Source organism: Devosia sediminis (assembly GCF_016411825.1).
In the GTDB taxonomy this organism is placed as follows: Bacteria; Pseudomonadota; Alphaproteobacteria; order Rhizobiales; family Devosiaceae; genus Devosia; species Devosia sediminis.
On the sequence record NZ_JAEKMH010000001.1, the window covers coordinates 367,778 to 388,766 of the forward strand.

A 20,989-nucleotide genomic window follows, 5' to 3' on the forward strand; every position below is an offset into this window, starting at 1 on the left:
ATTTCTTGGCTGCAATTGCGAGACTGTTGATCGGTGCGGTGCTGGTGGCGCTGGGGCTGGCGCAGCCCGTGTCGGCGCACCCGCACATCATGATCGACGCAAAGACCACGATCGGTCTCGACGAGGCCGGCCGGGTCGCGCGCCTCCACTTTGACTGGACGTTCGACACTGCCTTTTCCGTGTGGATGGTGCAGGGGCTGGACACCAATGGCGATGGCAGCGTCACGCCCGACGAAATGCAGGCGCTGGCTGACGAGAACATGCTCGGCCTCAGCGATTTCGGCTTCTACACCTTTGCCGGTGACGGCATGAGGTTCACCGCAGCCGGCGACCAGGGCATGGTCTACCAGGACAACCGAGTGACCCTGAGCTTTTCCATCGACGCGGTGGAGCCGCAGCCCCTGGGCGAGCGGTTCGAGCTGGGCGTTTATGATCCCGAGTACTACGTGGCGATTACCACCCATTCCGCTGCCGACGTGGTGCTTGAGAATGCGCCGGAGGGGTGTTCCGTGGAACTGGTGCCGCCAGTGCCGATGTCGGCCGAGGTGGAAGAGCGGCTCTATGCCCTCGGACCGGAAGTGCTGGAACTGCCGCCCGACCTTGCCGCCGCCATGCGGGGCACGCAGGGCCTGATCGTCGCGGCCTGCGGCGCGACCGCGCCAATTGCCACCACGGCTCTCGAGGCCGTCAACGATGTCGGCGCCGCCCGGCCGGCAACGCCCTTTGGCGGCCCACCTGCGGAGGTCGGCCTCGCGCTGCCGCGCACCGGTTTCTTCGGCTGGCTGCAGCAACAGCAGACCGACTTTTACGCGGCCATGACCAGCTCGCTCAATGCCCTGCGCACGGACTGGACGGCATTCTGGGTGCTCGGTGGCCTCAGCCTCCTCTATGGCGTCTTCCACGCTGCCGGACCGGGACACGGCAAGGTGGTGATTTCCTCCTATGTGCTGGCCAATGAAAGCCAGTTGCGCCGGGGCATCGTCCTCAGCGGGCTGTCGGCGCTGATGCAGTCGCTGGTGGCCATCGGCTTTGTGCTGATCCTGGCCGGCGTGCTTCGGCTCGGCAGTGTCGCACTCGGCGACGCGGCGCACTGGGTCGGCGTCGTCTCCTACGCCATGGTGGCCCTGCTTGGCCTTTGGCTGGTGCTGCGCAAGGTGTTCGGCTGGGGTGGGCATAACCACCGCCACGACCATGATCATCACCATCATGACCACGAGCACGATCATGATCATGATCATGATCACCACCACCACGACCATATGCATCACGCTGTCGCTCCTCGGGACCTGAAGGGTAACTGGCGCGAGCAACTGGGCGTGGTCCTCGCCGTTGGCCTGCGCCCCTGTTCAGGCGCTTTGGTGGTCCTGGTCTTTGCATTATCGCAGGGTCTGCTGGCAGCGGGGATAGTTGCCGTGCTGCTGATGGGCCTGGGCACCGCGATCACCGTGGCGGCCCTGGCGACCGTGGCGGTGAGTGCGAAGGGCCTCGCCGGACGGATCGGTGGAACCGACAGCGCGCTGGCGGGAACCATCGTCTGGTGGGCCGAACTGCTAGGTGCCGTCTGCGTGCTGGCCTTTGGTGTCCTCCTGCTGGTCGCGAGCCTCTAGCGGCCCCGTCCTTGATCTCGCGCAAAAGCCGGCGCGACCCATCGCCGCCTTGCGATCGGGGCGCAAACCGCTATGGTGCCGCCCACACTGGAACTCTTCCAAACTGGCCCCGATGTCCAATCTTCTCCCGCCCAATCATCCCCCCGTGCCCAAGCAGAAGATCGGCGTCGTGCTGCTCAATCTGGGCACGCCGGATGGGACGGACTACTGGAGCGTGCGGCGCTATCTCAAGGAGTTCCTCTCCGATCCGCGCGTCATCGAGACGCCCAAGTGGCTCTGGTGGCCGATCCTCAATTTCTTCATCCTCAGTGTTCGGCCACAAAAGGCAGGGCACGCCTATGCCCAGATCTGGGACCGGGAGAAGAACGAAAGCCCCCTGAGGGTGATCACCCGCGAGCAGACTGAAAATCTAGCACGGCGCCTCGAGGGCGAGGATATCGTGGTCGATTTCGCCATGCGTTACGGCAATCCCTCGACCCAGAGCGTCTTGGAGAAAATGCAGACGGCCGGATGCCAGCGCATTCTCCTGGTGCCGCTTTATCCGCAATATTCGGCGACCACGACGGCGACGGCCAATGACAAGGCTTTCGACGCCCTGAGGGCCATGCGCTGGCAACCGGCCGTGCGCACCGCGCCGGCCTATTTCGACGACCCGGCCTATATCGCCACGCTGGGCAATTCGATCCGCGATGGCGTTGCCAAACTGGATTTCGAGCCCGACCTTGTGATCACCTCCTACCACGGCATGCCGGTCGACTACCTCAAGAAGGGCGACCCCTACCATTGCCAGTGCCACAAGACGACGCGCCTCCTGCGCGAGTATCTGGGCTGGGACAAGGAAAGGCTGATGGTCACCTTCCAGAGCCGTTTCGGGCCGACCGAATGGCTGCAGCCCTATACCGACAAGACCCTCGGCGAATTGCCCAAAAAGGGCATCAAGAAGGTCGCCATCCTGGCTCCGGCTTTTTCGGCCGACTGTATCGAGACGCTGGAAGAAATCGCCATGGGCGGCAAGGATACGTTCCTGGAAGCCGGCGGGGAGAACTATGCCTATATTCCCTGCCTCAACGCTTCCCAAGGTGGCATGGACTATATCGAGACCATGGTGCGCCGGGAATTGCAGGGCTGGGTTTAGGCATCCCGTCAACCCTCGACTGTCACCCCGGGCTTGACCCGGGGTCCAGCCTGAGATCTCAAAATGGGCCCCGGCCTTCGCCGGGGTGACAGCTGGGTTGGTGGAAACGCTTCACCCCAAATCCCTACCACCCCGGCCCGAGGAAGTCGGGCGGGGTGACGTTGATGAGGCCGCGGCCGACAATGTAGGAGCGGGCCACCCAGCCATAGTCGGGAATGCGGCAATAGGTGGTGGCATTGGCCGGCCAGAGCGTGTGTCCGGCATCGCCGATCCAGGAACCGCGATCACTGTCGCTATCGGTCTGGGTGCACTGGTCGACGGGGATTTCCTGCCCCTGGGCCAGGTAGCCGACGATTTCGAAGCGATCGTCGGGCCCGGCATAAACCGGGATATTGCCGCCCGAGACGCGGGCGGTGACGGTGAGGGCCAGAGCCGGCGTCGCGAGGGCGACAAGGGCGGTGGCGGCGATGGAGAATTTTACGAGGGCGCGCATGAGGGCCTCCTCTTACTGTCTCGTCACTCAATGATCCAGAGCCATATCGGGTTCAACGCCGCCGGCTGCGGTCTTCCATCTCCTCGATCGCCGCGGCGCCCACCTTGAGATGGGCATAGCGGTCCTCGAAATGAAGGCTCGCCGCGGTGAGGCGCGCGACGGTGATGACCAGATCGGCCTGGGTCATCGGGCCCTGCGTGTCCACTTGGTAAAAGCGCGGCAGGTCGGGATGGCGCCGGAACAGCCGCCGCGCCACCATGATCAACCCGTTGAGGGTGAACAGCGTGTGGCTGTCGACCGGCCCGGACGGTTTGGCGAAGCGCAGCGCATAGTTGAAGGCGGCGAGCTCCTTGGCGAAGCGGTTATAGGCGTCGATGGCTTTCGGGCCGAGATTTGGTGTGGTCATGGCATCCTCGCAAGTTTCGGGCAGTGTGCGCCCGGTGGAGAGGGGCGGGGATAAGCCGGCGTCTGCCGGACGTCCGGACGTGTTGAAATCGCGCCCGGCCAGACGGCTTGCGCTTTCGCCGAACCCTAACCGGGGTTCACGGGTAACGGGCGGCCTTTGACTCGAGCCTGGTAGTCAGATGGGGAGCCAAGGGCCGCCCGTCACGGATATCGGCTTGCTTAGGGGGCCCGGTCCTCAGGCGGTACCTTTGGGGTCCGGCTGCCGGCGCATCCGCGCTGCCCTGAATGTGGTTTCCATCGTCCGGGCTCCGCTTTCGGGGGAACCGTTCTGCTGGACGCCAGGCAGCGCCGAAGTTTTCTACCCACGCAGAGGGACGCCTCCCTCATCCGATCCTCCCCGCCCGACCCTGCGTCGGGACCGCGTAACTGGCGGGGATGGGGGAAGGATAAGGGAGGGTTTTGGAGCGGGGATAAGTTTTCTTGTTCTCCCCGCCCTACCGTTTCGCGCCTTGTTCGCTCAAATCTCTCCACTGGAGAGATTTGCCCTTCGGATCGCTCCAAGCGCTCAAGGCCTTCGGGCCTCCAGCCGCGCCACTGGCGCGTCTGGCCCTGCGGGACGTCCCGAAGTGCGTCGGGACCGCGTAACTGGCGGGGATGGAGGAGAATAGGGGAGGGTGCTTACAGCGGGGATATCTTTTTTGGCGCGTTCGTTCCGCACCCACCGGCTCGTCACCCTCGGGCTTGACCCGAGGGCGTTCCACTTGAAGATATCGGCATGCGCGCCTTCGTCTACATCCTTGCTGATATGCGCCATGGCCAGACCTGTATCGGTGTGACCAATGATCTGGTGCGCCGTGTCTACGAACACCGCGAAGGGCTTGTGGCCGGCTACACCAAGGCCAAGGGAATCAAGCGCCTCGTCTGGTTCGAGGAACATCAATTGATCGGCTCGGCCATTCAGCGCGAAACATCGCTCAAGCGCTGGTACCGGACGTGGAAAATTGCGCTGATCGAAGAGAACAACCCGGAATGGCGGGACCTGTGGGACGAAATCGCGGTGTAGCGCTATTGGTGCCCGGAATCGTCGTGAAAGTTCCAAACACATGGATCGTCACCCTCGGGCTTGACCCGAGGGCGTTCCACTTTCTTCTGCGCCACCGACTATGCCGGCAAGTGCAGAGCCCTCGGGTCCAGCCCGAGGGTGACGACCGGTGGGGTGGAGTCGGAGTGCCTCAATACCTCACCCCGCGCCTGGCCACGATCTGCGCGATCCGCTCGCCATCGCTGGCCCCGAGATACCGCCCGCGTTCGAGGATCTCCAACGCATATTCCTCATAGGTCAGCCCGATCAGCGCGGCGCGCTGGGTGCGGAGCCTTGCGATATCGAAGGGCGCGTCGAAGGCCTTCTTCTTCGCCGCAGCCCATTCGAAATAGCGACCAATGCCATTCCTGCCCCAGGGCGGGGTGTGGCTGTCATCATCATCAAGCGGCGGGCCGCCATTGGAGAGAAGCGCTGATGTCATGAGAGGAGTGTGGCGCTGGACGGGTGTTGCGTCCAACGAAGGATTTTTATTGGGGGGATAGGATGGGGTTATCGGGAGTTCCCTTACTCAACCTAGTGAGAAGGCCGCGCGAGGATTGTAGGCAGAGCTAGAAGTCAGCCCACAAGGCCAAAGTCTACGTTGCCGTTAATTCGTATGCCTGTCTTGAGTGGGGCCTTGTCGAAAGGTAGTGGAACGACATTCTTTGCCCAGCTCTCAACATCACCTAAAGTCTCTTTGCCGCCAGTGAGTGTTTTCAAGAAGACGGGTGAAGACGAAATCCCATTTGTAATCTTGTCTTCGTCCAGAGCCAGATAACAAGTAATTGAAAAGAAATTGCTATATCCTAACAGATGTGATATCGCAGACGCTACAAAATACATTCCACAAAATTGTTCTATGGCCTGAAGCCATTTTCCAATTGTGAGGCTGCTTTTGAGTTCCACAAGATGCAGGTGGGCGCCGTTTTCATCGAATGTAATAAACGCTCCATCAGCGCACCGGCCAGAACGCAATGCGTGGAGCATGGATTTCTGTCTTATTCCCTTTAGGCTAACCGCTTCCCCTAGAACTGCGAACTTTGCAGTTCCTGCTCCGTCAGCCTCCATTTCGACGACTTCTACAACGTGCGAAACTTTCTTAACATGCTGCTCACGAAAATACTTCAGGCGGCCGTCGACTAGTATATCCATTTTAGTCCTGCAGGCGCAGTGTTTCGCTAGATAAGTCGATGAGCACATCATTGAGCGTTGCAACTGCAAAGCCATTCGTCGTCAATGGAGCTGAAGCAACCAAAGTTTCATGATTAGAGCTAGTGAATTCATAGGCTTTAGCGAACTCCGGATTGATTAAATCCTCGGGGGAATATCCATTTTCCTGCATCATGTTTTCCTTATTCGGATGATTATGCATCTGAATAAGATTGTTTAGCTGTTGCAAGAACGTGTCGCTATGAGTGGTAACGGTGACCTGGACCCCGGAATTCACCAATCGCGCGACGGCACGTGCCATAGTGCGCTGAGCGGACAAATGCAGATGTGCTTCAGGCTCCTCAAAAACCAGTCGATCAAATAGGCGGTCAGCCTTAAGCATCATTATGAATGGTGCTAACTCTGTTATCATCGACGAGGTTGCGTGCAACGGAACAACTTCCCCGTTATTGGCTTTGTAATGCAACTCGGCAGTTACGGGATTTGCGACGACCTCCCCTTCAAAAATTTGGTCTTGTACCCAATCAGCGATATTGTGCTGGTCTTGGCCCGAGTAAGAGCGTGCAAAATTTTCTACGAAACTGGCCAGGGGCCGGCTTAGCTTTGGAGTGTTTTCTTGAGGAAGGAGCCCGGACGCGCCGCGGGTAGTTAGGGCCCTATGGGCAAGAACGAGCCCTGTTCGCGCTGCGGGAAGATACACGCCATCAAAAGTGGCGTACCGGCCGCCAAATAACGTGAACTCCAAGATTGCGCTAAAAACATAGCGCCTCCAGAAATCAACATTAGTGTTGCTGGACATGATGATTTCGTAGAGCGGAAATCCGTTTGCCGCCACTAACGAAAATCTTCTGGTATCTGTTGAACTATTGCCGCGTGCCTGTACGGTCGATATCGATGCAACATGTCCGACAGAAAGCGCTTCTGGCTCGATCGACAGTTCAGTCTTTTCGAACCCTCGGAATGCGAAAAGCCTTTCGCAGAATTTTCCTGCGTCTTTTTTGAGTATTTTGTTCACATACGACAGAGCGAATTGCTATGTCGCTGGTTTATAGTGATCGATCCTCCAACTTCCCAGGCATCATTGTAAAAATCTATCCACCACTTTGGGAGCGGTGAAGCCGAGCTGAGGAGTATTTCCCAAACACTTGTCAGTGCCCAAATCGTGGAGGCGACATAACTTTTGCCCGTGTTATTTTTCCCGAGAAGCAGAAGCAGCGGTGCTACCTCAATTTCAGCTTGAGAGACTTTGCCTAGGCTGTTGACGTGCGCCTTCCAGCGCCGACTTTTATACGCCTCTGTCGTTGATGTTTTGGGCGATGCCACTGAACTGTCCGGATGATTTGTGACTGTACGGGTACCACAAGCTATGCTGAATCAGTATTAGAACCGTGAAGATGCGTCCAAGGATAAGTTGCTCGGGCACTGCGGAGGTGCGAGACGTGGCACCGGCTACGATATCAGCGTATGCCACTCCATCTACCAAGTGAGTTTGCTCACCTCGCCCTCCAGCGTATCCAACTCCATCTCCCGCAACCGCTTGACCTCGTCGCGCAGCCTTGCTTGCCATTCAAGCATAGCTCTCATGGCCTCCTCCCTTGAAATCGCTCCGATTTCGCCGTAGCGGCCGGGTCGAAGTCCCGAAAATTCGAGGAAGCGGCTTCGAAATCTCTCCCGCCAAGGTATCGAGTTCCATTTCGCCCAGGCGTTAGACTTCGTCGCGTAGCCGCGCCGCCTTCTCCGCCGTTCGAGCGTAGCTCTCACGGTCTTCTCGCCTAAAATCGCTCCACCGGAGCGGTTTTGCCCCTGCGCGGCAGGGTCGAAGTCCACAAGTTGCGAAAGCTGCTACGACACCTCGCCCTCTAAAGTATCGAGCTCCATCTCTCTAAGGCGTTTTACCTCGTCTCTCAGGCGGGCAGCCTTCTCGAACTCCAGGTTCGTCGCGGCTTCACGCATCTCCCGTTCCAAGTCCTTGATGACCGTGGCGAGGTTGTCGCCGGTAACCGTCTTCTCTTTGCCGTCCTTGCCCTTGCCGATGCTGACGGTGACGTGGTCGCGTTCGGCGGTGCTGTCGATGATGTCGCTGATGCGGGCTTTCACACTCTGGGGCGTGATGCCGTTGGCTTCGTTATAGGCGATCTGCTTTTCGCGGCGGCGGTTGGTTTCGGCCAGGGCGCGTTCCATGGAGCCGGTCATGTTGTCGGCATAGAGGATCACCTTGCCATCGACGTTGCGCGCGGCGCGGCCGATGGTCTGGATCAGCGAGGTTTCGGACCGGAGGAAGCCTTCCTTGTCGGCGTCGAGAATGGCGACGAGGCCGCATTCGGGGATGTCGAGGCCTTCGCGGAGGAGGTTGATCCCCACCAGCACGTCGAAAGCGCCGAGGCGGAGATCGCGGATGATCTCGATACGCTCGATGGTGTCGACATCGGAATGCATGTAGCGCACGCGGATGCCCTGTTCGTGCATGTATTCGGTGAGGTCCTCAGCCATTTTCTTGGTGAGGACGGTGCAGAGGGTCCGGTAGCCGGCGCGAATGGTCTGGCGGATCTCGTCGATGACGTCGTCGACCTGATGGGTGGCCGGGCGGATTTCCACGGGGGGATCGATGAGGCCGGTGGGGCGGATGACCTGTTCGGCGAAGACGCCGCCGGTCTGTTCCATTTCCCACGAGCCGGGGGTGGCCGAGACATAGACCGATTGCGGGCGCATGGCGTTCCACTCCTCGAAGCGGAGGGGGCGATTGTCCATGCAGCTCGGGAGGCGGAAGCCGTATTCGGCCAGGGTCGCCTTGCGGCGAAGGTCGCCGCGATACATGGCGCCGAGCTGGCCGATGGTGACGTGCGACTCGTCGACGAAGACCAGCGCATTGTCGGGCAGGTATTCGAACAGGGTCGGGGGCGGCTCGCCGGGCTTGCGGCCCGAGAAGTAGCGCGAATAGTTCTCGATGCCGGCGCAGGAGCCGGTGGCTTCCATCATTTCCAAATCGAAGAGGGTGCGCTGTTCGAGGCGCTGGGCTTCGAGGAAACGGCCGGCGCCGTTGAGTTCCTGGAGGCGCGCCGCGAGCTCGGATTTGATGAGCTTCAGCGCCTGGTTCATCGTGGTGCGCGGCGTCACGTGGTGTGAATTGGCATAGACGCGGATGAAGGTGAGGTCGGCGGACTTCTTGCCGGTGAGCGGATCGAATTCGGTGATCGACTCGATCTCGTTGCCGAACAGCGAAACGCGCCAGGCGGCGGCCTCGTAGTGGGCCGGGAAGATTTCCACCGTATCGCCGCGCACGCGGAACGTGCCGCGGACGAAGCCGGTATCGCCGCGCTTGTATTGCAGGGCGACCAGCTTGGCGAGGAGCTGGCGCTGGTCGATCTGCTGGCCCTTCTGCACGTCGATGGTCATGGCGGTGTAGTCTTCCACCGAGCCGATGCCGTAGATGCAGGAGACCGAGGCGACGATGATGACGTCGTCGCGTTCGAGGATCGCGCGCGTGGCCGAGTGGCGCATGCGGTCGATCTGCTCGTTGATGGTCGATTCCTTCTCGATATAGGTATCGGTGCGCGGGACGTAGGCCTCGGGCTGGTAGTAGTCGTAGTAAGAGACGAAATACTCGACCGCGTTGTCGGGGAAGAAGCCCTTGAACTCGCTGTAGAGCTGGGCGGCGAGGGTCTTGTTGGGCGCGAGGATCAGCGCCGGACGCTGGGTGCGGGCGATGACCTGGGCGGCGGTGAAGGTTTTACCACTGCCGGTGACGCCGAGGAGGACCTGGTCGGTTTCGCCATTCTCGACGCCTTCCACGAGTTCCGCAATGGCGGTGGGCTGGTCGCCGGCGGGGACATAGTCGGTGGCGAGGCGGAAGGGGCGCGACTCGCCGCGCTTGGCCGGACGCTCGGGCCGATGCGGCACCCAGGGGGCGGAGCCTTCCACTTCCTTGCGGCCATGGAGGATGATCTGCTCGAGCGCCTTCACCGTGGCGGTGACGCCGACGGTCTGGGCGTTGGAGACATCCTCGCCCTTTTTCGCCTTGTTCTTTTTCACCGAGGCGTCGAGCGCTTCGCGCAGCTTGGCCTGGGTTTCAGGATCAGCGGCGGCGACGCGCGAAATCTCGCGGGCGGTGAGGGGCTTGCTCGGAACGTGGCCAAAACCGGCCTGCGGGGCTTCGCCAAGGCCGGAGAAGTCGACGCGGTCGACAGAGTTGATTTTGGTCTTGCCGGTCTTTTTCGCCATGCCGGTGGCGGTGTCGTTGTTGGACTTGGTGGTGCGGCGCTTTTCGAGCGCGGTCTTGGGCTCGGAGGCCGCCAGCTTTTCGGCGGCATCGGCGCGATCGAGGGCGCGCTTGTTCTTCATGCGCTCGGCATAAAGCGGCTTGGACGCAGCGATGTCCTCGGCCTTCTCGATCTCGCCGAGGAAGTCGTCGATGGAGAATTCGGCCTTGCCGGGGCGGGTCGATTTGGGGGCCATGGCGCGCTCGCGAGGTCAGCAGGAGGGGCGGTACAGATGAACCCATAGATGGGGACTCTGTCACGCGATGTCAGCAGGGGAATGGATCACGGTTGTTAGCACGATGCGAACGGAATGGGAACGGGGCGGATCGGGTTCCGCTTAGGGTTCGACCCTCGTTACGCCACTTCAGAACAAGCTGCTGCCGCGACGCGCGGCGGCTAGCCCATTTTGCTCCATTGCAGGCCAAATTTGAAATCCTGGAGCTAGCCGCACTCTAATTTGTCTATAGGCTTTATAGACTAATTGGAGGTAGGCATGACGCAGCGCATCGTTGGTTTTTCGGGCAGCCTTGGCGTGCCCTCGAAGACAAGGGCCCTGGTGGACCTGGCACTGTCACAGGCATCGGCGCGGTTCGGCGCCGTCGCCGAGAGCTACGACATGACGGAGCTGCTTCCGTCGTTGATTACCGAGGCGGGCGGGCAGGGCGGTCTCGACGCCGCAGGCCAGTCTGTCCTCGACAAGATCATCTCGGCTGACGCGCTGGTGGTCGGCAGCCCGGTCTACAAAGGCAGCTATACCGGCCTTTTCAAGCATGTATTCGATCTGATCGACCCCCGGGACCTGGCCGGCAAGCCGGTGCTGCTGACGGCGACCGGCGGTGGCGACAAGCACGCGCTGGTGATCGAGCATCACCTGCGGCCGCTGTTCGGCTTCTTCGAAGCGGCAACGCTCGCCGGCATCTATGCCGGCGGCGCCGACTTCGCCGATGGCAAACCGTCCTCGCCAGCCCTGTTGTCGCGGCTCGATCGCGCCATCGACCAGTTCTCGCCCTGGCTCGGATGGCAGAACGCCCGAGCCGTCACCGTCGCGGCCGAATAGCCGCGCCACCCAATCCCCGATTTCAGGAGATCCCCATGACCCGTAAAATTCGTCTTGGCGCCTTTCTGCCCGGTGGCGGCCAGCACATTGCCGCCTGGCGGCACCCCGACCAGCCCGTCGACGGCGCAACCAGCTTCGAGTTCCACAAGGAGCTGGCGCAGACGGCCGAACGCGGCCTGTTCGATGCATATTTCCTCGCCGACGGTCTCGCCATCGCCTTTGGCGGCGGCATCGAGGGTGGCAATGCCAAAGTTGCCGGTTTCGAGCCCGTGACGTTGTTCTCGGCGCTGGCGCCGCTGACCAAGAATCTCGGCTTCATCGCCACGGCCTCCACCACCTATGAGGAGCCGTACAATCTGGCGCGCAAGTTCGCCTCGCTGGACCTGATCTCCAAGGGCCGGGCCGGCTGGAATGTCGTCACCACGGCGACCGAGTCGGCGGCGCATAATTTCAACCTCGACCAGCAGCATCCGCACGCGTTCCGCTACAAGCGGGCTGCCGAGCATGTCGAAGTGGTCAAGAAGCTCTGGGAGAGTTTCGAGGACGACGCCTTCATCCGCGACCGCGAGAGCGGCAGGTTCTTCGATCCGGAAAAGGTGCACTATACTGACCACAAGGGCGAGCACTTCAAGGTGCGCGGGCCGCTCAACGTCTCTCGCTCGCCACAGGGCCATCCGGTGATCGTGCAGGCGGGACAGTCGGACGATGGACGCGGGCTTGCCGCCGCAACCGCCGAGGTAATCTTCACGGCCCACCAGCACCTGGCCACGGCGCAGGAATTCTATCGGGACATCAAGGCCCGCGCCCGCGGCGTCGGCCGGGATCCCAGCCATGTCCTCGTCATGCCGGGCGTCGCGCCCTTCATCGGCCGCACGCTTGAAGAGGCGCAGGAGAAATATGATCGCCTGACCAACCTCATCATCGAGGAAGACGGCGTCGCCCTGCTGAACGGGCTGACCGGCGGAACGCTCGACATTTCGGGCTACGATCTCGATGGGCCCCTGCCGCCCGCTCCGCCGACCGAAGGCATGAAGTCGCGCCAGGCGCTGATCCGCCAGATTGCCGACGAAAACAATTTCACCATCCGCCAGCTCTACCAGTGGATTGCCACGGCACGCGGCCACTTCACCATCGTCGGCACGCCGGAAACCATTGTCGATACGCTCCAGGAATGGTTCGAAAACGAGGCGGCAGACGGCTTCAATATCCTGCCGCCGTGGCTGCCGACCGGCCTCAATGACTTCGTCGACCTGATCGTCCCCGAACTGCAGCGCCGCGGCCTTTACCGGACCGAATACGAGGCCAGCACCCTGCGGGGCAATCTCGGGCTTCCCTATCCGACCAATAGCTGGACCGTCTCGCGACAGTCCGCCCACGCCGCGGAGTAGACCCATGACCATCCAGTCCATCGACCGTTCCGTTCATGTTTCCCGCGGCCGCGCGCCGTCTCCGGCCATTCTCGGGCAAGCAAGCCGCGCGCTGCAATCGACGTGGTCGCGCTATGGCCTGCTGATCGCTTTCCTGATCCTGTGGCAGGTGTCCTCGACGGTGGGTTGGGTCAATCCGTCGATCTTCCCGCCGCTCCATGTGATTGCCGGCGCCTTGTTCAACGGCATTGCCACCGGTGCGCTGGTCGACGACATCGCCATCAGCCTGCAGCGCTCCGGCATCGCCTTTGTAGCGGCCGTGGCCGTGGGCATTCCGCTGGGGCTGTTCATGGGGCAAATCCGGGCGGTGGAACGGGCACTCGATCCGATCCTCCAGCTGTTCCGCCAGACCTCGGCGCTGGCGCTCTATCCGGTCTTCATCCTGCTGCTCGGCCTCGGCGAGACGTCGAAGGTCTTCGTGATCTTCTGGGCGACCCTGTTCCCGATCCTGCTCTCGACCATCGGCGGCGTGAAGGAAGTGGACGCCAAGCTGATCGAAATGGCCCGTACCTATGGGGCGTCGCGGCTGACGGTGTTCCGTCGCGTCGTATTGCCGGCTTCGGCCCCGGCCATTTTCGTCGGCCTTCGCCTCTCCGCCACCACGGCGCTGCTGCTGCTGATCGCCGCCGAAATGATCGGCGCCAACAAGGGCATCGGCTTCCAGGTGATGAATGCCCAGTACAACTTCCAGATCCCGCTGATGTTTGCCGCGATCTTCCTGCTCGCCCTGCTGGGCCTGGCCGCCAATGCCGGCCTGATCCTCCTGCAGAGCCGGCTATGCCGCTGGGCCGAAATCGCACGCTAACCCCAACTCGCTTCAATCCGTTCAAGGACAATCAGAATGACTTTCTCCTTCCGTAGTTTTGCCCTGGCCACCACGCTGGTGGCGAGCCTGACCGGCGCCGCCGCCGCCGAAGACGTCACCATCCGCTATCTGGGTGGTTCGGGTAACCTGTCCGCCCATGAACTGGCGGCCGAGCTCGGCTATTTCGAGGGCACCGGAATTACCCTCGAAAATGTCGGCAATGCCACGGGCGGCCCGGAATCGCTGATTGCCCTGGCCGGCGGCAGCGTCGACCTGGGCAGTGCCGCGACCGCTGCCGTCCTCAACTCCATTGCCGCAGGCAATGATTTCGTTGCCGCCTATCCGTCCAACGGCATTACCGAGCAGGCGCAGTCGATCTTCTACGTGCTCGAAGACAGCCCGATCAAAGAGATCAAGGACATTGTCGGCAAGACCATCGCCGTGAACACCTTGGGCGCCCATCTGGAATATGCCGTGCGCGAAGCGCTGCACCAGGCGGGCCTGCCGCCCGATTCTGCCAACCTCATCGTGGTGCCGGGTCCCCAGCTCGAACAGGTCCTGCGCTCGGGCCAGGTCGATATCGCCGCCTTCGGCTACTGGCAGACGACCTTCGAAGGCGCCGCTCGGGAGAATGGCGGGATCAGGAAAGTGTTCGGCGACACCGAAGTGCTGGGTGAGATCGCCGGGGGCTTCGTGACCCTGCGCCGCGACTGGGTCGAGGCACATCCCGAAGCCGCCCGCATCTTCGTCGAGCAATCGGCCCGTGCGCTCGACTATGCCCGCGAGTTCCCCGAGGAAACCAAGGTGGTGCTGCGCGACGCCCTCAATGCGCGCGGCGAGAATGGCGAGCTGGCCCAGTATTTCCAGGGCTATGGCGTGCGTGAAGGCGGCCTCGCCGTCGAACGCGACATCCAGTTCTGGATCGATGTGCTCGAACGCGAAGGCAAGGTAGCGGCCGGTGTCTTGTCGCCCGACGAAATCCTCTTCGTCTCCAACGAAGCTGTTGCATCCAACTGAGGCAATGATGAGCTTGGCAGAAACCCAAAGCCGCGGCGAGGTCACCATTCGTGACCTTGCCAAATCCTTCGCGCTGGACGGCCAGCGCCTCCAGGTCCTGCGTGACCTCAACCTCGATATCGAAGCAGGCGAAAGCCTCGCCATTGTCGGCGCGAGCGGTTCGGGCAAGACCACGCTGCTGCGCGTGCTGGCCGGGCTCGAGACCGCCGATGGCGGGCAGGTGCTGATCGACGGCGAACCGATCCAGGGCGTCGGCACCGAGCGCGCGGTGATCTTCCAGGAACCGCGCCTGCTGCCCTGGCTTACGGTGCTCGGCAATGTCGCCTTCGGCCTCGAAAGCCGCGGCGTCGCCAAGGCGGAGGCGCAGAGCCGCGCCCGGCACTACATCCGCCTGGTGGGGCTTCAGGAATTCGAGAATGCCTATCCCCGCCAATTGTCGGGTGGCATGGCGCAGCGCGTCGGCATTGCGCGCGCCCTGACCGTGCAGCCGGAAATCCTGCTGCTGGACGAGCCGCTGGGGGCGCTGGACGCCATGACCAAGATCACCATGCAGGAAGAACTGGCCCGCATCTGGCACGACGAGAAGGTGACGATGGTGCTGGTGACCCATGACCTCGAGGAAGCGATTTTCCTCGCCGACCGCGTGCTGGTGCTGCCCAAGCAGCGCGGCGCGGCTCCGCGGCTGATCGATGTCGACCTGCCACGTCCGCGCGACCGCAACGAGCCGGGCTTCGTGGCGATGCGGCGGCGCCTGATGGCCGAGTTCGGCCTGCACTGAAGGGCAGGACAACTGCGTGAAGGCGGCCACCGTACCCGATCGTCTCCCGCCACTGCCCATTTTCCGGCAATCACCGGCTCAGGAAGCCGACGACTTGAGCACGCTCGCGTCGGCTGCCGCACCGAAACAGAAACATTCATCCAAGGCATTGAACCCGCACCGCTGCGGGCTCAGATTTCGGACCAGATTGCCCCGGCCGGACGGACCGGCGGGGCCATGCAAGGACAGACAAATGAAGTTCCCGAAAGTTCTCCTCGCGCTCGGCGTGCTTGGTCTCGCCACCCCGGCTTTCGCGCAGACGGCGCTGGACCAGGTCAAGACCGCGGGCGTCCTCAAGATCGGTACCGAGGGCACCTATGCGCCCTTCACTTTCCATGACGATACCGGCGCGCTGGTCGGCTTCGACGTGGAAATCGGCCGCGCCATTGCCGAGCATATCGGGGTGGAAGCCGAATTCGTCGAAGGACCGTGGGACGGGCTGATCGCCGGTATCGACGCCAACCGCTATGACGTCGTCATCAACCAGGTGGGCATCAATGAAGAGCGCCAGGCCAAGTATGACTTCTCCGAGCCCTATATCGCCTCCAAGGCGGCGCTGATCGTAGCGGAAGCCAATGCCGACATTACCAGCTTCGAAGGTCTCGCCGGCAAGAAGTCGGCGCAGACGCTGACGTCCAATTTCGGCAAGCTGGCCGAGGAATATGGCGCCGAGCTGGTCGGCACCGACGGCTTCGACCAGTCGATCGCGCTGGTCATCCAGGGCCGCGCCGACGCCACCATCAATGACAGCCTGTCGTTCTTCGACTTCAAGACCCAGCAGCCGGACGCGCCGGTCAAGGTCGTCGCCACGGCCGAAGACGCCGATTTTTCGGGCGTGATCCTGGCCAAGGGCAAGCCGGAACTGCTGGCCGCCATCAACGAGGCGCTGGAAGCCATCAAGGCCGACGGCACCTATGCGGCGATTTCCGAAAAGTACTTCGGCGAAGACGTCTCGCAGTAGGCGCTTCCAACCCTTAATATGACGGGGGATCGGCCGATATCCGGCCGGTCCCTTTTTCGTGGAGGTGGCATGCCGCATTGGCTCAACCTGATGATCGAGTCGCTGCCTTCGCTGCTGTGGGCCTGCCTCGTCTTTACCGTGCCGCTGACGCTGCTGAGTTTCGTGCTGGGTCTCGCAGTGGGGCTGGTGGCGGCGCTGGCGCGGCTGTTCGCGCCCTGGCCGATCGCGGCGGTGGTGCGCTTCTATGTGTGGATCATCCGCGGCACGCCGCTGCTGGTGCAGCTCTTCCTGATCTTTTACGGGCTGCCCAGCGTCGGCATCGTGCTCGATGCCTTTCCGGCGGCGCTGATCGGCTTCACCCTCAATGTCGGCGCCTATACGTCGGAGATCGTACGGGCGGTGCTCCTGGCTGTGCCCAAAGGGCAGTGGGAGGCGGCCTATTCTGTCGGCATGACCTGGGGCCAGGCCATGCGCCGGACCATCCTGCCGCAGGCGACGCGCATTGCCGTGCCGCCGCTTTCGAACACGTTTATTTCGCTGGTGAAGGACACGTCGCTGGCAGCAGCCATCACCGTGCCGGAGCTGTTCCGGGCGGGGCAGCGGATCGTTGCTACCACCTATGAGCCGCTGATCCTCTATATCGAGGTAGCCTTGATCTATCTCGCTGTGAGCTCGGTGCTGTCCTGGCTGCAGGGGCATGTCGAGAAGCGGTTCTCGCGCTATGGCGGCTACCTTGAGGCGGCGTCATGATTGCGCTGGAGGGGATCGAGAAGAGTTTTGGCGACAACCTTGTCCTCAAGGGTGTCAGCGTGGTGGTGCCCGAGGGGCATGTGACGGCGCTGATCGGGGCGTCGGGCAGCGGCAAGAGCACGCTGCTGCGCTGCGTCAACCTGCTGGAAATTCCGCAGGCGGGGCGGGTGTGCATCGATGATGCCGAAATCCGCTTCGTGCCCGGCGGCAAGGTGGATCGCGGGGCGATGCTGGCGCTGCGGCGCAAGACCGGCATGGTGTTCCAGAATTTCCAGCTGTTCCCGCATCGCACCGTGGTCGAGAATGTCATGGAGGCGCTGGTGACGGTGCTGAAATGGCCTCGGGACAGAGCGCGCGCGCGGGCAATGGAGCTGCTCGACAAGGTGGGCATGCGCTTCAAGGCCGATGAGTGGCCATCGAGCCTTTCGGGCGGGCAGCAGCAGCGCGTGGCGATTGCCCGGGCGCTGGCGCCATCGCCGAAGGTCCTGCTCTGCGACGAGCCGACCTCGGCGCTCGATCCGCAATTGGCGGCCGAGGTGATCGAGGTTTTGGCGCAATTGGCGCGCGAGGGCACGACCATGCTGATGGCGACCCATGACCTGCGGCTGGCGGCGAGCATTGCCAGCAATGTGGTCTATCTCGATGCCGGGGAAGTCGTCGAGGCAGGCCCGGCCGGAGAGGTGTTCGGTGCGCCGCGCGAGCCGCGCACCAAGGTGTTCATCTCGACGCTGACGGGGCAGGCGGGGTGAGCCCCGCTCCCTGACTTTGTGCATGCCTTGAGAGGCCCTCGGGTCAAGCCCGAGGGCGGCGCTGTGGGTGTCACTAGATCAAGGTCAAGGCACCCAAACCAAACTCCGCTATTCCGCTGGAGTGGGCGGAGTCTTGGGCTCGGCCTCGTGATGCACGTCGTCCGGCGATTTGGGCAGGAAGCGGCGGGTGAAGCGGCTGAAGCTGTCGATATAGGTCAGCAGCACCGGTACGACGACGAGGGTCAGGGCGGTGGAGCTGATGAGGCCGCCGATGACGGCGTGGGCCATGGGTGCGTTTTCGCCGCTCCCCGCATGGAGATTGAGCGCCAGGGGCAGCATGCCGAAGATCATGGCCAGGGTGGTCATGATGATCGGGCGGAAGCGGGTGGAGCCGGCTTCGACGAGAGCTTCGTAGAGGTTCCAGCCTTCCTTGACGTGTTGGTTGGCATTGTCGACCAGGAGGATGGCGTTCTTCACCACAAGACCCATGAGCATGATGAAGCCGATGGCCGAGAACATGTTGAGCGTCGAGCCGCCCACAAGCAGGCCCACCATCACGCCGATCAGCGCCAGGGGCAGCGAGCCCATGATGGCGATGGGCTGGAGGAAGCTGCCGAACTGCGAGGCCAGTACCAGGTAGATGAAGATCACCGCCAGGAGGAGGGCCGAGCCGACGGCTCCGAAGGTTTCGGCGATCTGCTCGACATCGCCGCCCAGCGAAGTGCGATAGCCGGTGGGTAGGTCTAGATTGTCGACGGCCTGCTGCAGTTGCGGCGACACGGTGCCGAGTTCGACGCCTTCGAGCAGGGCCTCGATGGTGACGCCGCGCTGCAGGTCCTGCCGGTTGATGGTGGCAGGGCCGGTGCTTTCCACGACTTCGGCGACCTGGCTCAAGGTGATCATTTCGCTCGAGCCGGTGGCGCCGGACTGGGCGATGGGCAGGTTGCCGATGCCGTCGATATCGTCGCGCAGGCTTTCAGGCAGGCGGACGACCACGGAATAGACCTGGCCATTCTGAGCGGTCCAGCTCGCTACTTCCTGGCCGCTGATCAGTGGGCTGAGGGTGGCGGCGATCTGGGCCATGGAGACGCCGAGATTGTCGGCAAGGTCGCTGTTGATGCGGATGCCGACCACCGACTGGGCCTCGTCGAGGCTGGAGGTCACGTTGATGAGGCCGGGGATCTGCTCGAGCTCGGCGACGAGCTGGTCGGAGAGACGCTCGAGGGTGGCGAAACTGTCGCCATAGAGGGTCACGGAGACCGGCGCCGCGGAGCCGCCGAGGCCCGAGGCCGAGGATACCTGGAACTGGGCGCCGGGAATGGCTTCGAGGTCGCGGCGCACCTGGGGCATGAACTCCTCAGGCGTGACGCTGCGCTGGGTCTTGTCGACCATGGTGACGGTCATGGTGCCGGCATTGGCGCCAGACGCTGCAAGGCCGCCGGCAATGGTGGAATAGGTGCGATCCACCTCGGGATAGGCGCGGATGATGTCTTCGGCCTGCCGGAGCTTGGCGGCGGTGGCTTCCATGCTGGAGCCGGCAGGGGTCTCGATGGAGACGGTGAAGATGCCGTTGTCGGTGACCGGGATGAACTCGACCCCCACGCGCGGGAACAGCGCCATGGCGCCGACAAAGGACAGAAAGGCGATGAACAGCACCGTCTTGCGGAATTTTAGGCTCCAGCGGATGAGGCCGCGATAACCGCGGGTGATCCACTCGAAGAAGCGGTCGAACTGGCCGACGAGACGGCCGATGGGGCCGCGCTTGACGTTGGGGTTGGCGGCCGGATCGTACCAGACGCTCGACATCATCGGGTCGAGAGTGAAGGCGACGAAGAGCGAAATCAGCACGGCGACCGAGACGGTGACGCCGAACTGCAGGAAGAAGCGCCCCATGATGCCGTCCATGAAGGCCACCGGCAGGAAGACGGCGACGATGGAAAGCGTGGTGGCCATGACGGCGAGGCCGATTTCATTGGTGCCGTCGAGGGCCGCCTGGCGGTGAGACTTGCCCATGTGGAGATGGCGCGTGATGTTCTCGCGCACCACGATGGCGTCGTCGATGAGGATGCCCACGGCCAGCGACAGGGCCAGCAGCGTCATCATGTTGAGGGTGAAGCCGAGGAAATTGAGCGCAATCATGGTGCCGATGATGGAAATCGGCAGGGTCAGGCCCGTGATGACAGTGGAGCGCCAGGAATTGAGGAACAGGTAGACGATGACGACGGCGAGAATGGCACCCTCGATCAGCATGTTCTGCACGGCGTGGAAGGAATTCTCCACCGGCTCGGCATTGTCGACGACCACTTCGACGTCGACACCCTCGGGCAGCTCATTGGCGAGGAGATCGGCAATGGTGGCGCGGATGTCCTCCGCAACGCCAACGGTATTGGCGCCCTGGGTCTTGAGCACGTCGATGGCCAGCGCCGGCTCGCCATTGAGAATGGCGAGGCTCGAGGCTTCGCCGGTGCCGTCGACCAGGGTGGCGACGTCGCCCAGCGTGACGGGCTGGCCGCCCTGATTACCCACGGTGACGTCGAGGAAATCCTCGGCGTTCTCGAGGCGGCCGAGCACCTGGATAGACTGGACGATGCTGTCCTGGGTGATGGAGCCGGCGGCGAGGTCGCGATTGGCACCCTGCAGCGCCTGCACCACGGCATTGGGGCTGATGTTGAAGGCGGCGAGGCGATCGGGGTCGATCTCGATATTGAGCTGGCGCGGCACACCGCCGACCACCGAAGCGCTGCCGACGCCATCGATGTTGGAAATGCGCGCGGCGATGACATCTTCGGTGAGGGCCGTGAGGTCACGGGCCGACAGGCTGCTGGAGCTGACCGCGAGCGACAGCAGCGGCAGATCGCCGGGATCGAAGCGCAGGATCTGCGGATCGCCGGCGGCGTCGGGCAGTTCGGCGCGAAGCGGATCGATCTTGTCGCGCACTTCCTGGAGCTTTTCCTGGGAGCTGGCTTCGAGATCGAAAATCATCAGCACCAGGGCCTGGCCCGACTGGGCCGTGGACTGGATCGTGTCCAGCCCGGCAATGGTGTTCACGGCGTTTTCGATGGGCTCGATAATGTCGGCCTCGACGGCCTCGGGTGAGGCGCCGGGATAGCTGGCGACCACGGCGACGACGGGAAAGTCGACATCGGGCAACTGCTCGATGGGCAGGCGCTGATAGGAGTAGATGCCGAAGACCATGATCGCCACCATGACCATGGTGGCAAAGACCGGATGATTGACGCTGATGCGGGTCAGAAACATG

The 20,989-nt window shown here is 62.5% G+C and carries 17 protein-coding genes and 1 pseudogene; 11 read left to right on the forward strand and 7 right to left on the reverse strand.

Annotation, left to right across the window (positions count from 1 at the left end; genetic code table 11):
• Positions 1-5: 5 nt before the first annotated feature.
• Entirely contained in the window at positions 6-1,607 is a 1,602-nt protein-coding gene (locus tag JEQ47_RS01945) for a HoxN/HupN/NixA family nickel/cobalt transporter (RefSeq protein WP_198874705.1), read from the forward strand.
• A 112-nt stretch (positions 1,608-1,719) separates the two neighbouring features.
• Complete coding sequence (hemH, locus tag JEQ47_RS01950) at positions 1,720-2,742, forward strand: ferrochelatase (protein ID WP_198874706.1); 1,023 nt, start codon at positions 1,720-1,722, stop codon at positions 2,740-2,742.
• Positions 2,743-2,866: 124 nt separating this feature from the next.
• On the opposite strand, the gene JEQ47_RS01955 is transcribed toward hemH, so the two are convergent.
• Entirely contained in the window at positions 2,867-3,235 is a 369-nt protein-coding gene (locus JEQ47_RS01955; RefSeq protein WP_198874707.1) for an SH3 domain-containing protein, read from the reverse strand.
• Positions 3,236-3,287: 52 nt separating this feature from the next.
• Positions 3,288-3,641, reverse strand: a complete 354-nt coding sequence (locus JEQ47_RS01960; RefSeq protein WP_198874708.1) for a hypothetical protein — start codon at positions 3,639-3,641, stop codon at positions 3,288-3,290.
• A gap of 774 nt (positions 3,642-4,415) precedes the next feature.
• Between JEQ47_RS01960 and JEQ47_RS01965 the strand changes: the two genes are divergently transcribed.
• A complete protein-coding gene (locus JEQ47_RS01965) occupies positions 4,416-4,703 on the forward strand; it encodes a GIY-YIG nuclease family protein (protein WP_198874709.1) in 288 nt (95 codons plus the stop codon).
• Positions 4,704-4,872: 169 nt separating this feature from the next.
• Here JEQ47_RS01965 and JEQ47_RS01970 read toward each other — a convergent pair whose 3' ends face one another.
• The 4 genes and pseudogenes from JEQ47_RS01970 to uvrB form a co-directional block, all read right to left on the reverse strand.
• Positions 4,873-5,163 (reverse strand): hypothetical protein, encoded by a 291-nt coding sequence (locus tag JEQ47_RS01970; RefSeq protein WP_198874710.1) that lies wholly within the window; start codon positions 5,161-5,163, stop codon positions 4,873-4,875.
• A 134-nt stretch (positions 5,164-5,297) separates the two neighbouring features.
• Complete coding sequence (locus JEQ47_RS01975; RefSeq protein ID WP_198874711.1) at positions 5,298-5,873, reverse strand: hypothetical protein; 576 nt, start codon at positions 5,871-5,873, stop codon at positions 5,298-5,300.
• A 1-nt stretch (position 5,874) separates the two neighbouring features.
• Entirely contained in the window at positions 5,875-6,906 is a 1,032-nt protein-coding gene (locus JEQ47_RS01980; protein ID WP_198874712.1) for an AAA family ATPase, read from the reverse strand.
• Between the two features lie 854 nt (positions 6,907-7,760).
• Positions 7,761-9,860, reverse strand: a pseudogene (gene uvrB, locus JEQ47_RS01985) (excinuclease ABC subunit UvrB); the annotation flags it as partial.
• 780 nt (positions 9,861-10,640) lie between these two features.
• Between uvrB and JEQ47_RS01990 the strand changes: the two are divergent.
• From JEQ47_RS01990 to JEQ47_RS02025, 8 genes are all read left to right on the forward strand, one after another.
• On the forward strand, positions 10,641-11,204 hold the full coding sequence (locus JEQ47_RS01990) for an NAD(P)H-dependent oxidoreductase (protein WP_198874713.1): 564 nt from the start codon (positions 10,641-10,643) through the stop codon (positions 11,202-11,204).
• A gap of 35 nt (positions 11,205-11,239) precedes the next feature.
• Positions 11,240-12,592, forward strand: coding sequence for an LLM class flavin-dependent oxidoreductase (locus tag JEQ47_RS01995; RefSeq protein WP_198874714.1), 1,353 nt, complete (start codon positions 11,240-11,242; stop codon positions 12,590-12,592).
• A gap of 4 nt (positions 12,593-12,596) precedes the next feature.
• Positions 12,597-13,436, forward strand: a complete 840-nt coding sequence (locus JEQ47_RS02000; protein ID WP_198874715.1) for an ABC transporter permease — start codon at positions 12,597-12,599, stop codon at positions 13,434-13,436.
• Positions 13,437-13,472: 36 nt separating this feature from the next.
• Complete coding sequence (locus JEQ47_RS02005) at positions 13,473-14,453, forward strand: ABC transporter substrate-binding protein (RefSeq protein WP_198874716.1); 981 nt, start codon at positions 13,473-13,475, stop codon at positions 14,451-14,453.
• 7 nt (positions 14,454-14,460) lie between these two features.
• Positions 14,461-15,231, forward strand: coding sequence for an ABC transporter ATP-binding protein (locus JEQ47_RS02010; protein WP_198874717.1), 771 nt, complete (start codon positions 14,461-14,463; stop codon positions 15,229-15,231).
• A 232-nt stretch (positions 15,232-15,463) separates the two neighbouring features.
• On the forward strand, positions 15,464-16,231 hold the full coding sequence (locus JEQ47_RS02015; RefSeq protein WP_198874718.1) for an amino acid ABC transporter substrate-binding protein: 768 nt from the start codon (positions 15,464-15,466) through the stop codon (positions 16,229-16,231).
• Between the two features lie 69 nt (positions 16,232-16,300).
• Complete coding sequence (locus tag JEQ47_RS02020; RefSeq protein WP_198874719.1) at positions 16,301-16,981, forward strand: amino acid ABC transporter permease; 681 nt, start codon at positions 16,301-16,303, stop codon at positions 16,979-16,981.
• The gene (locus JEQ47_RS02025; protein ID WP_198874720.1) at positions 16,978-17,730 is read left to right on the forward strand and encodes an amino acid ABC transporter ATP-binding protein; all 753 of its coding nucleotides are present in this window, start codon (positions 16,978-16,980) and stop codon (positions 17,728-17,730) included. Before JEQ47_RS02020 ends, JEQ47_RS02025 begins: the two co-directional genes overlap by 4 nt.
• Positions 17,731-17,838: 108 nt before the next feature.
• Here the strand turns inward: JEQ47_RS02025 and JEQ47_RS02030 are convergent, their stop codons facing one another.
• Positions 17,839-20,988: an efflux RND transporter permease subunit gene (locus JEQ47_RS02030; RefSeq protein WP_198874721.1), complete on the reverse strand. Its 3,150-nt coding sequence runs from the start codon at positions 20,986-20,988 to the stop codon at positions 17,839-17,841.
• Between the last annotated feature and the right edge of the window lies 1 nt (position 20,989).

What these genes read in the sequence shown, in the direction of transcription:
- hemH (WP_198874706.1), top strand. Translation starts at nt 1,720, where the DNA reads ATGTCCAATCTTCTCCCGCCCAATCATCCCCCCGTGCCCAAGCAGAAG.
- JEQ47_RS01955 (WP_198874707.1), bottom strand. Translation starts at nt 3,235, where the DNA reads ATGCGCGCCCTCGTAAAATTCTCCATCGCCGCCACCGCCCTTGTCGCC.
- JEQ47_RS01960 (WP_198874708.1), bottom strand. Translation starts at nt 3,641, where the DNA reads ATGACCACACCAAATCTCGGCCCGAAAGCCATCGACGCCTATAACCGC.
- JEQ47_RS01965 (WP_198874709.1), top strand. Translation starts at nt 4,416, where the DNA reads ATGCGCGCCTTCGTCTACATCCTTGCTGATATGCGCCATGGCCAGACC.
- JEQ47_RS01970 (WP_198874710.1), bottom strand. Translation starts at nt 5,163, where the DNA reads ATGACATCAGCGCTTCTCTCCAATGGCGGCCCGCCGCTTGATGATGAT.
- JEQ47_RS01975 (WP_198874711.1), bottom strand. Translation starts at nt 5,873, where the DNA reads ATGGATATACTAGTCGACGGCCGCCTGAAGTATTTTCGTGAGCAGCAT.
- JEQ47_RS01990 (WP_198874713.1), top strand. Translation starts at nt 10,641, where the DNA reads ATGACGCAGCGCATCGTTGGTTTTTCGGGCAGCCTTGGCGTGCCCTCG.
- JEQ47_RS01995 (WP_198874714.1), top strand. Translation starts at nt 11,240, where the DNA reads ATGACCCGTAAAATTCGTCTTGGCGCCTTTCTGCCCGGTGGCGGCCAG.
- JEQ47_RS02000 (WP_198874715.1), top strand. Translation starts at nt 12,597, where the DNA reads ATGACCATCCAGTCCATCGACCGTTCCGTTCATGTTTCCCGCGGCCGC.
- JEQ47_RS02005 (WP_198874716.1), top strand. Translation starts at nt 13,473, where the DNA reads ATGACTTTCTCCTTCCGTAGTTTTGCCCTGGCCACCACGCTGGTGGCG.
- JEQ47_RS02010 (WP_198874717.1), top strand. Translation starts at nt 14,461, where the DNA reads ATGAGCTTGGCAGAAACCCAAAGCCGCGGCGAGGTCACCATTCGTGAC.
- JEQ47_RS02015 (WP_198874718.1), top strand. Translation starts at nt 15,464, where the DNA reads ATGAAGTTCCCGAAAGTTCTCCTCGCGCTCGGCGTGCTTGGTCTCGCC.
- JEQ47_RS02020 (WP_198874719.1), top strand. Translation starts at nt 16,301, where the DNA reads ATGCCGCATTGGCTCAACCTGATGATCGAGTCGCTGCCTTCGCTGCTG.
- JEQ47_RS02025 (WP_198874720.1), top strand. Translation starts at nt 16,978, where the DNA reads ATGATTGCGCTGGAGGGGATCGAGAAGAGTTTTGGCGACAACCTTGTC.
- JEQ47_RS02030 (WP_198874721.1), bottom strand. Translation starts at nt 20,988, where the DNA reads ATGTTTCTGACCCGCATCAGCGTCAATCATCCGGTCTTTGCCACCATG.